Annotated in this window: 12 protein-coding genes and 1 pseudogene; 3 read left to right on the forward strand and 10 right to left on the reverse strand. The window is 64.5% G+C overall.

Translation table 11 applies throughout. The annotated features are described in order from the left end of the window. Positions 1-6: 6 nt before the first annotated feature. From ACOEQ1_RS00635 to ACOEQ1_RS00645, 3 genes are read right to left on the reverse strand one after another with little or no spacing between them, the layout of a single operon-like run. Positions 7-1,185 (reverse strand): NAD(P)/FAD-dependent oxidoreductase, encoded by a 1,179-nt coding sequence (locus tag ACOEQ1_RS00635; protein WP_419757310.1) that lies wholly within the window; start codon positions 1,183-1,185, stop codon positions 7-9. 7 nt (positions 1,186-1,192) lie between these two features. Continuing rightward, complete coding sequence (locus ACOEQ1_RS00640; RefSeq protein WP_419757311.1) at positions 1,193-2,362, reverse strand: AI-2E family transporter; 1,170 nt, start codon at positions 2,360-2,362, stop codon at positions 1,193-1,195. A gap of 50 nt (positions 2,363-2,412) precedes the next feature. Next, positions 2,413-3,435, reverse strand: coding sequence for a cysteine synthase A (locus ACOEQ1_RS00645; RefSeq protein WP_419757312.1), 1,023 nt, complete (start codon positions 3,433-3,435; stop codon positions 2,413-2,415). 74 nt (positions 3,436-3,509) lie between these two features. On the opposite strand from ACOEQ1_RS00645, the gene ACOEQ1_RS00650 reads away from it, so the two are divergent. Continuing rightward, on the forward strand, positions 3,510-3,920 hold the full coding sequence (locus ACOEQ1_RS00650; RefSeq protein ID WP_419757313.1) for a rhodanese-like domain-containing protein: 411 nt from the start codon (positions 3,510-3,512) through the stop codon (positions 3,918-3,920). A gap of 15 nt (positions 3,921-3,935) precedes the next feature. Next, positions 3,936-4,481, forward strand: coding sequence for an ester cyclase (locus ACOEQ1_RS00655; RefSeq protein WP_419757314.1), 546 nt, complete (start codon positions 3,936-3,938; stop codon positions 4,479-4,481). A gap of 10 nt (positions 4,482-4,491) precedes the next feature. On the opposite strand, the gene ACOEQ1_RS00660 is transcribed toward ACOEQ1_RS00655, so the two are convergent. From ACOEQ1_RS00660 to ACOEQ1_RS00675, 4 genes and pseudogenes are all read right to left on the reverse strand, one after another. Further along, positions 4,492-5,265 carry a DUF2272 domain-containing protein gene (locus ACOEQ1_RS00660; RefSeq protein ID WP_419757315.1) on the reverse strand — a complete coding sequence of 258 codons (774 nt, stop codon included), beginning with the start codon at positions 5,263-5,265 and terminating at the stop codon, positions 4,492-4,494. Between the two features lie 112 nt (positions 5,266-5,377). Continuing rightward, positions 5,378-6,462: pseudogene (mtnA, locus tag ACOEQ1_RS00665) on the reverse strand (S-methyl-5-thioribose-1-phosphate isomerase). Between the two features lie 12 nt (positions 6,463-6,474). Continuing rightward, positions 6,475-6,975: a UPF0262 family protein gene (locus ACOEQ1_RS00670; protein ID WP_419757316.1), complete on the reverse strand. Its 501-nt coding sequence runs from the start codon at positions 6,973-6,975 to the stop codon at positions 6,475-6,477. A 943-nt stretch (positions 6,976-7,918) separates the two neighbouring features. After that, complete coding sequence (locus ACOEQ1_RS00675) at positions 7,919-8,668, reverse strand: hypothetical protein (RefSeq protein WP_419757317.1); 750 nt, start codon at positions 8,666-8,668, stop codon at positions 7,919-7,921. On the opposite strand from ACOEQ1_RS00675, the gene ACOEQ1_RS00680 reads away from it, so the two are divergent. Next, entirely contained in the window at positions 8,667-8,840 is a 174-nt protein-coding gene (locus ACOEQ1_RS00680) for a hypothetical protein (protein WP_419757318.1), read from the forward strand. The two genes, ACOEQ1_RS00675 and ACOEQ1_RS00680, sit on opposite strands and share 2 nt — an antisense overlap. Before the next feature lie 123 nt (positions 8,841-8,963). On the opposite strand, the gene ACOEQ1_RS00685 is transcribed toward ACOEQ1_RS00680, so the two are convergent. The 3 genes from ACOEQ1_RS00685 to rpoD are packed head-to-tail and all read right to left on the reverse strand — an operon-like array spanning position 8,964 to position 12,596. Then, complete coding sequence (locus tag ACOEQ1_RS00685) at positions 8,964-10,013, reverse strand: glycosyltransferase family 4 protein (RefSeq protein WP_419757319.1); 1,050 nt, start codon at positions 10,011-10,013, stop codon at positions 8,964-8,966. A 37-nt stretch (positions 10,014-10,050) separates the two neighbouring features. Further along, positions 10,051-10,617 (reverse strand): GNAT family N-acetyltransferase, encoded by a 567-nt coding sequence (locus tag ACOEQ1_RS00690; RefSeq protein ID WP_419757320.1) that lies wholly within the window; start codon positions 10,615-10,617, stop codon positions 10,051-10,053. Between the two features lie 41 nt (positions 10,618-10,658). After that, positions 10,659-12,596 (reverse strand): RNA polymerase sigma factor RpoD, encoded by a 1,938-nt coding sequence (rpoD, locus tag ACOEQ1_RS00695; RefSeq protein WP_419758600.1) that lies wholly within the window; start codon positions 12,594-12,596, stop codon positions 10,659-10,661. Positions 12,597-12,615: the final 19 nt, after the last annotated feature.

The raw sequence follows: 12,615 nt of genomic DNA on the forward strand, positions 1-12,615 counted from the left end.
GCCGTATCAGATGGCTTCTCCCGCCGCAAAGCCGCTCGCCCATGCCCACTGGAAATTGTAGCCGCCCAACCATCCCGTGACGTCCACCGCCTCTCCGATGAAATAGAGGCCGGGAACGCTCCGCACCTCGAGGGTCCGCGATGACAGTGCCCGCGTGTCGATGCCGCCCCGTGTGACCTCCGCCTTGGCATAACCCTCGGTGCCTGACGGCGTGAGCCGCCAACGCTTCAGCCGCTCCGCCATCGCGGCCAGTGCGCGGTCTGCCAGGCCGCCGATCGGCGGCGCATCCTCTTCGGGCGCCAAGGCCTGCGCCAGGCGCTGGGGCAGAACCTCGGCCAAGGCGGTCCGCAACGCGATCCGGGGACGCTCGCGCTTGCGCGTCAGCAGCCAGGGCAGCGCATCCTGCCCGGGCAGAAGATCGAGTGTCAGTTCGTCCCCGGCCGTCAGGTAGCTCGAAGCCTGGAGAACCGCCGGACCGGAAAGGCCGCGATGGGTGAACAGCAGCGCCTCGCGGAATGCCGTCCGCCCTACCGTCGCGACGACCTCGCAAGCGGTGCCTGAAAGCGCGCGCATCATGCTGACCGCAGGCTCCGCGAAGGTGAGCGGCACCAGGGCAGGCTCTGGCGGCACGATGGCCAGGCTAAACTGCCGCGCCACGTCATAGGCGAAGCCTGTGGCACCCATCTTCGGGATCGACAGGCCACCAGTGGCGATGACGAGAGCGGGAGCCGAGACCGGGCCGTGATCGGTCTCAACATGGAACCCCCCGTCATGGCGCACACCGGTGATGCGATGCGCCATCCGCAAGTCCACGCCCGCCGACAGGCACTCACCGACGAGCATGGACACCACCTGCCGCGCCGAGCCGTCGCAAAACAGCTGCCCCAAGGATTTCTCGTGCCAGGTAATGCCGTGGCTATCGAGCAGTGCAATGAAGTCGGCGGGCTCGTAGCGGCTGAGGGCTGATTTTGCGAAATGGGAGTTGGCCGAGAGGAAGCGCGAAGCCGGCGTCTCCCGGTTTGTGAAGTTGCAGCGGCCACCGCCGGAGATGAGTATCTTGGCGCCTGGCTCCTCGCCATGGTCGAGCAGCAGCACCCGCCGGCCGCGCCGCCCGGCCGTCATCGCGCACATCAGCCCAGCGGCGCCGGCGCCGATGACAACAACGTCGAATGCCGGGTCAACCAACAGGCCGTTACCCTTCGAGAAGGTGTCCAAAAGCGCGGAACGGCCGCAACCGGTCGAAGATGATCTTCACGATCGCCAGCATCGGCACCGCCAGAATGGCGCCGGCCACTCCCCACATCCAGTACCAGAAGATCAGCGAGAGCATCACCGCGACCGGGTTGATGGTGAAACGGCTCGCCAGCAGCATCGGCGTGAAGATTTCGCCTTCGGCCACGTGGATGCCGAAGTAGAGACAGGCTGGCAGAATGGCGATCCAGGCGAAGCCATCGGTCACGATGCCGACGGCCAGGAACATGAGGATGCCGAAAAACGGGCCGAGGATGGGAACGAAGTTGAGGCAGAAGGCGACGACGCCCCACAGGATGGGGCCGGGGACGCCGCACACCCACATGACGAGTGCCGTCGCACAGCCGACGATCGCGTTGATGATGGTGATCGTCAGCAAGTAGGCGGAGAGATCGCGCTCCATATGCATCGAGATCTCGACGGCCTCGCGCTTGTCGTCGAAGCGCGGCAGAACTTCCACCAGACGGCGCAGGAAGGTTTCGCCGAAGACCAGAAGATAGAAAAGTACAAGCAGCGTCTCGAGCAGGTTCGAGGCGACAGTGCCCGTGCCGCTGAACACGTCGGTGACCATGCTGACGGGATGGGACAGGAAAGAGTCGCCGCCATTGAGATGCACGCCCATGCTGTCGAGTACATGTTCGAGATGGGCGATCGGCTTCTGCAACACGGCGAAGCGCTGCTGCAGCATCGGCCAGGCTTGCGGCAACTGCTCTGCCCAGCGCGAGGCCGGGCTGGAGAGCAACGCCCCTAGCCCCACGAAAACGCCGAGCAGCAGCAAGAGCGAAACTAGTGCGCCGCCGATCTTGGGGATGTGGATCCGCTCCAGCAGCTTCACCAGCGGCTGGAACAGCAGCTTGAGCACGAGCGCCAGCACCACCGGCAGGACGATGTTGCGCGCAACATAAAGGCAGGTGAGCACCGCGATCATCGTCAGGATGCCAAGGAAGACCGTGTTCCAGTTGCGCGGCAGCGGCATCTCATGATCGCCGTCACGACCCGCGGGCTCGGGCTCGCCGACTTTGATCCCAAGCGCCTTGCCGAGTTCGCCTCTGGCTTTTCCCGGACCCTCACCGGGCTCCTTAGCGATGTCCAGCGCCGCTGGTCTCGGCATCACAACTCCGGTCTGTACGATGGCAGCTTCTGCTGCGGATGAGGGACGGGTCAGCTCAGCCAGGGTGGCACGGGCAAACCCTTCTCTTTCAGGAAGATGGGGTTGAACAGCTTAGATTGATAGCGGGCTCCGCTATCGCACAGGATCGTCGCGATGACATGCCCGGGCCCCATCATGCGGGCAACGCGGATCGCCGCCGCCACGTTGATGCCGGCGGAGCCGCCGACCGACAGCCCCTCGTGCTGCAGCAGGCCGAATACCTGCTCCAAAGCCTCCGCATCGGGGATGCGGACCGCATCGTCGATGGCGGCGCCCGCAAGATTGCCCGGCACACGACCCTGGCCGATCCCTTCGGTGATCGAGCTTCCCTCGACGCTCAGGTCGTTCGACTTGACCCAGCCGTAGAGCCCGCTGCCGTTCGGATCGGCGAGCACGATGCGCACCCCGGGTCGACGGGCCTTCAATGCATCGGAAACGCCGGCCAGCGTGCCGCCAGTGCCGCAGGCGCAGGTGAAGGCATCGATCCGGCCGCCGGTCTGCGCCCAGATTTCCGGCCCCGTCGTGGCCGCGTGACCGGCGCGATTGGCCAGGTTGTCGAACTGGTTCGCATAGACAGCGCCGAGCTCCTCGGCCAGCCGCCGCGCCACATGCACATAGTTGCCGGGATCCCGGTAGGGCTTCGCCGGCACCAGGCGAAGATCGGCGCCGATCATGCGCAGGAAGTCGATCTTTTCCTGGCTTTGCGTCTCCGGCATCACCACGATCGAACGGTATCCACGCGCGTTCGCAACCAGCGTGATGCCGATGCCGGTATTGCCGGCCGTGCCCTCGACAATGGCGCCGCCGGGCTTGAGGGCACCGCGTTTCTCAGCGTCCTGAATGATCGCGAGCCCGGCACGGTCCTTAACCGAGCCGCCCGGATTCATGAATTCCGCCTTGCCGAGAATGGTGCACCCTGTCGCCTCCGATGCACGCTTGAGGTGAATGAGAGGCGTGTTTCCGATCGAGCCCGCAAGCCCATCGACGACACCCGCCAAGCCCGCCTCGTCTGCCGCACCACCATCCGTCTGCATGGACTTATCCTTACGCTTGCCTTCCGGCCTCATAAGCGGCCTTCTGAGGCGGTTCAAAGCCGTGGAGAAAAGAGATGATCGAAGACGTGGAGGCCGACAAGGTTTGGGAGGCTCTGGAGGCCGACCCGGCTGCGCAGCTATGCGATGTGCGGACGGACGCCGAATGGAACTTTGTCGGTCTGCCGGACCTCCAGGCGCTTGGGCGGGAGCCGGTGCTCATCCCCTGGCAGGTCTACCCAAGCATGCAGCGGAACGGCGCCTTCGTCGATCATCTGCGGCAGGCGGGGCTCTCACCCGAGACCCCGGTCTACTTCATCTGCCGCAGCGGAGCGCGCAGCCTGGCAGCGGCTCAGGCGGCGGCGGCGGCAGGTTTTGCGAGCGTCTACAACGTCGCTGAGGGCTTCGAGGGACCGCCTGACCAGGACGGCCACAGAGGCACCGTATCGGGCTGGAAGGCAGCCGGGCTGCCGTGGCGGCAGCGTTGAGCGAGAGGCGTTGAGATGACGAAACCCGATCTGGTGGCCTTGTGGGAGGCCCATTGCCGCTACGAGTTCGAGACCCGCGATGTCGATGCCACAATGGCCACGATGGTCGATCAACCTTACGTCAACCACATCCCGACAATGACCGGCGGCGTTGGCCACGACCAGCTCAAGCGCTTCTATAAATACCATTTCGTCGAGGGCAATCCGCCGAACTTCCGCCTGACCTCGATCAGCCGGACCGTCGGCGACGCCCGCATCGTCGACGAGTTCATCATGCACTTTACCCATACGACCGAGATCGACTGGCTGCTGCCGGGCGTGCCGCCCACCGGTCGCGCCGTGGATGTTCCCGCCGTCGCCATCATCCAGTTCGAGGACGATAAGCTGGTGCACGAACACATATACTGGGACCAGGCCTCGGTGCTGGTTCAGGTCGGACTGCTCGATCCTGCGGGCCTGCCGGTCGCGGGCGCCGAAACGGCGCGCAAGGTCGCCGACAAAACGCTGCCGAGCAACACGCTGATGGCGCGCTGGGCAGAGAGCGAGAGGCAGCCGATCTGAAGCGTCTGCGCTAGTCGTTGTACGCGACACGGATGACGACGAGCCAGGGGTAGCGCGTGTCGACCACAGTGCCGTCAGGCGCGGCGAGCATACCTTGACCCGTGACCGGCACATGCGTCAGGGCAACGGCATCTTGGACGTTGCCGCCGACGATGCTGATCTGCCCTGGCTGCCGGTCGACCACGAGGCCGCAATGGCCGGTGAAGCGCCCGGCCGGAAGCTCGGCGTAGGTCAACGTCGACGCGCCGTTCCGCCCGTAACAGATAAGATCGCCGACGGCAGGCGCGTAAGCATCCGGCGGCTCCGCCTGGATACCGTACTGGCCAAGGTGATCCTGCGTCTCGGCAATCGCCGCGTCGATATAGACGCTGTGTGACTCCGAGTAAGGGAAGGCGGGGCCGGCGCCCGCCATCCGCATGACGAAAGAGATAAAGGCTGCGGACCAGGCGTAGTCACCGTCATCCTCAGCGGCGAAGATGTTGCCCGAGGCATCATGCTCGCCGGTCCATCCCGATGTCGGATTGCTTTCGTCCATCCCAAGCCACCAGTAAAGGCCGACCCGCTGCCAGAAACCTGGTTTCCGTTCCGCCTTCGCATCGGGGTCGGCGGGCGCGTCGTCCGCCGGGTTGCCGTCGTACACGACCTGACCCCAGGCTCGCCATTCGCCCATCGCGAGCGCAACCGCGGCGGCCCGACTGAAGACGCCGTAGCAGCTACGAACGAAAGGCGGCTCCTGCGCATCATCGACCTGAGCCGTGCAGGCGGCGACCGAAGGCGCTGACACTGAAGCGGACGGGTGCGTTTTCGTTACGCCGGCACAGGCGGCGAGGGCGGACGTGCAGAGAAACGTTCCTAGCCAGCGCCGAACAAGCCTGAGGCGGCTCAAGTCGCGGAACTCAGGCACGCTCGGGAAAGATCGAGAGCAACCCGGCGGGCGAGGCATCGCAGCGCCCTCGCTCGGTGATAAGGCCGGTGACGAGCCGCGCCGGAGTTACGTCGAACGCAGGGTTCGCGGCACTGCTGCCAGGTGGCGTCACCTGAATGGTCGCCATCGACCCGTCGGCGGTTTGACCGGTCATCAAAGTGACCTCCGTGGCGGACCGCTCCTCGATTGGAATTTCCGCCACGCCGTCGGTGATGGTCCAGTCTATGGTGGTAGACGGGAGCGCCACCCAGAAGGGCACGCCGTTGTCCCGTGCCGCCAGAGCCTTGAGGTAGGTGCCGATCTTGTTTGCCGCGTCCCCAGCGCGCGTCACGCGGTCGGCGCCGACGATGACGAGATCGACATCGCCGTGCTGCATCAGGTGACCGCCGGCGTTGTCGGCAATGACCGTGTGCGGAACCCCATGGCTGCCAAGTTCCCAGGCGGTGAGCGATGCGCCCTGGTTCCGCGGCCGCGTCTCATCCACCCAGACATGGATATCGATGCCTGCGTCATGAGCCATATAGATCGGCGCCAGAGCAGTGCCCCAATCAACCGTCGCGATCCAGCCGGCATTGCAATGCGTCAGAACGTTCACCGGCTTGCCCGGCTTCTGCGCGGCGCGGATGAGGTCGAGGCCAAAGCGTCCGATCGCTTCGTTCTGAGCGACATCCTCGTCCGCGATCTTAGCCGCTTCGTCATAGGCGACTGCCACCCGATCAGGAACGCGTGTGTTGCGCAGCCGGGTCAGCATGCGGTCGAGCGCCCATTGCAGATTGACGGCCGTCGGACGTGTGGCGCCGAGCATCGCTGCGTCCCGCTCCATCGCATCCGTGGAGGGATCGGTCTCAGCGCAAGGCAAAGCCCATAGGCCGCAGCAGCGCCGATCAGCGGCGCGCCCCGCACCTGCATCGTGCGGATTGCAGTCGCCATCTCCTCTGCGGTTGCTATCCGGAGGATGCTTAACGACCAGGGAATTCTGGTCTGGTCGATGATGTGGACGGCCCAGCCGTCCTCATCCAGCCAGATGCTGCGATAGGGGACACCGTCGATTTTCATGGCGCGCTAACTCTATGCTGACTGGGATGTGACGCGGTGATGAAGCACCGCAATGAGCGTGAAAAGCCGCCGCGCGGTCGCGAGGTCGATTTCGACTTTGCTCTCCAGCCTTGCGGCGACAAGGGCCGCTCCCTCATTGTGAAGGCCGCGCCGGCCCATATCGATCGCCTGAATTCGAGCCTCACGCCCGTCCTGAACCGCCGTGGCATAGCTATCCAGCATCATAACGTAGTCTTTGATGAGACGCCTCAATGGCCCGAGCGCCAGCCCGATCAGTGTGATCGGCTGCATAGCCTCGTCGCGAATGTCGAACAGCAGCCGCCCGTCGCGCACGGAGAGCGTCAATACGAAGGGACCAAGCCCCGCTCCGCGTGGGGCGAAGAAGTTGCCGTGCTCCAGATCGAGAACCGCCTGCGCGCGATCGGCCTCGATCATCGGCGGCAGATCACCGGGCGAACTATCGTGCAGAAGGACCCGCGACAGGTGCGGGACGGGCAGATTATCGGCCGTCATCGGTATTGCCACGCAGCTCCATGACAATCCTTGTCAGCCTGGAACGGCCCTTGAACAAGAGTTCCTCCCCGCAGGGCAGCAAGCAGCGAGCCTTGCCGTGGCGCACGGCAACAGTCGAGCCGGATACCGGCCAGGCGCGCATGGCCTGCGCACCGTCCGGTCGCTCTGAAATCGCGCGGCTGATTACTGACATCGTGTCGTCGCCCATGAATGTTAGCGGCAGATCGTTGGCCCGAACCACACTCGCAAACCTGGCAGGTCGTCCCGGGGCAGCATTTGTTCCTGGAACAGACGCTGTTCTAGAAGAAGTCGGAGCCCGAAGGAAGCAGCGCCGGCCGGGCGGCTCTTGCGACTCGGGTTCTACAACATGCTTCCGGGGCAACATGACCGCATGCACACGACAGAGTTATCGGGCAGCAGCCTGAAACGCCCGTTTTTCATAAACAGCGACGCATGCGCCGAGGTGCACCCGCCGGCCGACCGCGCGGGCTCAGGTAATTTCAGGATCTACCTGACGGGCGCATCGAATCTGTAGATCAAGGTGGTGTGCGTTGACGCGTCTCATCAGCGCGCGGCGGTGGAACCTACTACCCGCTCGAAATAAAAATGCACAAACGAGAGTGATCGCAGCGCCTTTTTCTTGACAGTTCGATTTGAGACTTGAGATAGCGGGATGCTGTCCGGCTCCGCGCGTCGCGTCGGTTGCACGGTCGGCGAGGCAGAGGGGTTACGACTATCCGGTGGTGCCGCATCAAGAAGATGCAAACCCTCAGGTGCGTTCCACGGGAGAGGTGCCCGGGAAAGAAATCTCGGGGCGATCATTGTCTGCAGCGGTGAGACGTTTTGTTGGCGGGCCTGGTTGCCGGAGCGATGCACGCCACTGTCGAGAGAAGAAGAGTGCCGACGACCGGCCGAAACGCCCGGTCGGTGAATGACCAACACATCAACGAGACAGAAGGAGTGATGCTGTGAGCAAGGACAACACGGGCGAGACGGGGTCTACCCCGCGCGCCCAGGCGATGGCAGTCAGGGCGTCAACGCGCCGCGCACCGGCTAAACGTGGCGCTACCGCGACGAAAGCCAGCAGCACGCGGAAGACCGCGACAAAGCCCGCTTCCAAGACCACGAAGGCTGCAGCGAAGCCCGTCAAGACACCGGCACGGGCTGCGGCAAAGAAAACGACCACTGCACGCAAGCCGGCAGCCACGAAGTCTACGGCGACCGCCAGCCGGCGCGGCACGGCGACGAAAACTGTGGCGTCCCGCAAGCCTGCGGCGCGCTCCGCAACATCACGCACCGCCACATCGCGCAAGGCCGCTCCCACGACCAAGCGCGCTGCTGCGAAAACGACGACGACGGCTCGCAAAACTGCCGCCACGCGCAAGCCAGCGACGAGTACGGCTCGCAAGACGGCGACCGCACGCAAGCCTGTCGCCGCTGCGCGCAAGCCTGCAGCAGCCGCACGCAAGATGTCGACGCCACGCAAGACCGCGACCGCTGCCCGCAAGACGACGGCCGCGTCCGCCCGCAAGTCGCCGGCGAGCACACGGAAGACGCCCGCGACCACGCGTTCGACTGGCACGACACGGAAGGCAGCTCCCGCTCGTAAACCGGCGACACGGACACCGGCAACCGCCCGTAAGTCTGCGGTTGCAAAGAAGACGGTCACCCGCGGCCGCCGGTCCGCGGCCATGCCCGTGATCGACGACGTGCAGGAGCCAATGGTGGAAACCTCGGCTTCATTCCACGAGGAAAGCAAGCCTAAGACGCGACGCCCGCGCAAGCCGAAGCAGGAGAGCATGCCCGTCATCGACAGCGACGACGGCGAGGCTGACGAGCACGAAGACGGTTCCGACAACGAGTAGTTGCGGCTTCGGCAGCACGTATGCGGCGGCACGGCGCCGTCGCCATGCGTGCTGCCTCTTCGGCTGGTTGGCTAATCATCGGCGACCGGCTCTCCGTCGCCGATATCTATCTAAGAGCGTTTCTTAACTGGCCGTAAGGAGCTTGGCGAAGCGTGTTCCCTGCTCGGCCCAAGTCGGGAAGGCACGGCCCGCTTGCCATGCCGCTTCAGCGAGCGCCTGCCGCAACGGGAGGCTGAAAACGAGACGCCTCAGCCCCTTCGAAAGTTGCACGAAGTCGCCGCTGTCGACGATCACGCTCCCCTCGTTGGGGATGACCTCGGGAGCCGCAGCTCCTTTGGTGACGGCGAGGGGGAGGCCCCGGCGCACGGCCTCCGCAACCGCCATCCCGTAGCCTTCAAAGCGACTGCCGGAGACGAAGATGTCGGCGTTTCGCCAAAGCGCCTCCAGTTGGTCCGGAGCACAAGCGCCAGCGAAGACGACACGATCGGCAAGACCGGTCTCCTCCACCAGCGACTGAAGCGCTGCCGCATGAGCCGGGTCGATCCCGCCGTCGCCACAGATCGTCAGCATCCAGTCGAGGTCGGGAAGTCCCGCCAACGCGCGCAGGACGGTGTCGTGGCCCTTGCGGGGGATAAGGCTGCCAATAGCGAGCAGGCGGCATATGCGGCCGCCGGAGCCTATGCTGCGGGCCGCCTGTGCAATGCCCGGTGTGACCACGTCGACCGCCTTCGGTGGCACGGCCAGCGCCGCCAGCACATCGCTGCGGGTGGTCTCGCTCGGCACCACGATCCGGGCAAGCCGAGGAAGAACCCGCCGCTCGATAGCCGCGAAACAGTCGCGCTCAGCCTCGGACAGTTGTGGTTCGAGAGACATCAGGTGATGCACCATCCCGACGGCGCCGGCCCTCTGCAGGTGCTCCTCCAGCCCGTCGAAGGCGTAGAGGCAGAAGCCGTCTATCACCGGTAGATCATCGGGCCTCCGACCCCGATGGGCGCGCCACAACTCCCGGGCCGAGGCCCGCGCCGCTGCGTCGGGCCCCGGGTGGGCGCCGGCAACGGGCGCCATCGTCACATCCTGCCCGAGGCTACGGAGCTGTTCGGCGAGTTGCGTGTCGAAGACGATAGCGCCGGTCGTCGGCGGAAAATCACCGGGGATAAAGAACGTCACGGTCATGGAGGCAGCACCGGCGTCGCCGTTCGCATCAGGACCGTCAGACTTTCAGATGGTCGGGGATAGTAAAGCCCAGGTGATGCGGGATGCTCCAGACCTCCTTGATCGCGCGGATACGGCGAAAGCCGGCGCGTTCGTAGGCTGGCAGGGCACGCGGATGATCGGCCGTGCACGTGTTGACAGTCATGCCTCGGATCGGACCCGACCAGGCATTGGCGATGGCATGTTGCAGGAATGCAGCGCCGAGACCGCGGCCGATGGCGTGAGGCATCAACCCAAAGTAGTTCAGATTAATGTAGGGCCAAGACGTGGCGTCCAATTCATAGAAGCCGGCCTCTTCGCCATCGAGATAGAGGACGTGAACCGCCACCTGCGGGTTGCGGAGAACCGACGCGAGTTCCGCGTCGGGCATGACACGCCTCAGCCACCAGAGGTGAGGGTGGCCGACCTTCATCTGCAAAACGCGGTATTCGTCGTTCGTGGGAAAGCGAACCCGACGAACCTGGGCATTGGCGGGAAGCACGGGATGAGGGCCCGGCTGGCGCTCCGTCATGCGAAGGAAGGTCACCGTGACGCCGACACGCGTTACCGCCTCGGTGTCCCTCATCCCATTGCCTCGAGCCTTGCCCAACATAGCGCCCAGCACGCTCAGTCGTCCAGGAAGCTGCGGAGCTTTCGGCTGCGGCTAGGGTGCTTCAGCTTGCGCAGCGCCTTCGCCTCGATCTGCCGGATGCGCTCACGGGTCACGTTGAACTGCTGGCCGACTTCCTCGAGCGTGTGGTCGGTATTCATGCCAATGCCGAAGCGCATCCGCAGCACACGCTCCTCACGTGGCGTAAGGCTCGAGAGTACACGGGTCGTCGCCTCGCGCAGATTGGCCTGGATCGCGGCGTCGAGCGGGATGACCGCGTTCTTGTCCTCGATGAAATCCCCGAGATGGCTGTCTTCCTCGTCGCCGATCGGCGTTTCGAGGCTGATCGGCTCCTTGGCGATCTTGAGAACCTTGCGGACCTTCTCGAGCGGCATCCCGAGCTTCTCGGCCAGTTCCTCCGGCGCCGGTTCGCGGCCAATCTCGTGCAGCATCTGCCGAGAGGTACGGACGAGCTTGTTGATCGTCTCGATCATGTGGACCGGAATGCGGATCGTGCGCGCCTGGTCGGCAATGGAGCGCGTAATGGCCTGGCGAATCCACCATGTCGCATAAGTGCTGAACTTGTAGCCGCGCCGGTATTCGAACTTATCGACCGCCTTCATCAGCCCGATATTGCCCTCCTGAATGAGGTCCAGGAACTGCAATCCGCGATTGGTATATTTTTTGGCGATCGAAATCACGAGACGCAGATTAGCCTCGATCATCTCCTTCTTGGCGCGCGCGCTGTCCCGCTCGCCGCGGCTCACCGTCATGTAGACGCGGCGGAACTCCTCGATTGGAAGGCTGGCGTCGTTGGCAATGGCGCCGATCTGGCCCCGCAACTCGCCGATCTGCTCACCGTGCTTGGCGACGAACAGCTTCCAGCCCTTGCCGTTGAGGCCGCCCATGCGTTCGATCCAGTTCGGGTCGAGTTCGCTCCCGCGGTACTCCTTCAGGAACTCGTCGCGCGGCACCTTGCAGGATTCTGCGAGGCGCAGAAGCTGTCCCTCCAAGGCCGTCAGCCGCTGGTTGAGTTGCTTGAACTGCGCCACCAGTTCCTCGATGCGGTTGTTGTGCAGACGGACCTGCCGCACCTTCGCCACGAGTTCTTCGCGCTGCTTGGCATAGCTCTTCTCGGAGCGGAGGTTCATCTCCTCGCCACTCGTCATCGATTCCAGGCGCTTGTGCTGCACCTTGTGCAGCTTTTTGTAGAGCGCCTCGATCTCCTCGAAAGTTGCCAGCACGTCGGGCTTCAGCTTCTCCTCGAGCGCCGACAACGAGAGGCTGCTGCCCTCGCCTTCTTCCTCGTCGCTGTCGTCGACCGCGTCGAACGCCGGAGGAGAGGGATCGGGCTCGTCGCTCTCGCCCTCGGCGGGGGGATTGCCCATGCCCTGCGTCGCCTCGAGGTCGATTACGTCGCGCAGGAGGATCTTGCCGGTCTTCAGCGCCTCGTGCCAGGCGACGATCGCGCGGAAGGTAAGGGGGCTTTCGCACAACCCCCCGATCATCATGTCACGACCGGCCTCGATGCGCTTGGCGATCGCGATCTCGCCTTCGCGCGACAACAACTCGACGCTGCCCATCTCGCGCAGGTACATGCGCACGGGATCGTCCGTGCGTCCGGCAGTTTCAGCATTGATGTTACCGCTCTGCTCGGTCGCCTCCTCGTCCTCGGCCTCGAGGGGCTTGGGAGCGACCGCTTCGCCTTCTTCGCTTTCCTCGCTCTCGACGACCTGGATGCCCATCTCGCTGAGCATCGACATCACGTCCTCGATCTGCTCGGAGCTGTTCTGCTCGGGCGGGAGGACCGCGTTAAGTTCGTCGAAGGTAATGTAGCCGCGTTCCTTGCCCTTCGCGATAAGCCGCTTGACCGCGCCGGATTGCGTATCGAGCGTGGTCTCGCTATCGGTGTCGGGGGCGGGTGCCTCGGCAGTCGTAGTGGGCTTCGTTGCCATCATTCACACCTCTCCGACG

The organism is Acidisoma sp. (assembly GCF_965199065.1).
Lineage (GTDB): Bacteria > Pseudomonadota > Alphaproteobacteria > Acetobacterales > Acetobacteraceae > Acidisoma.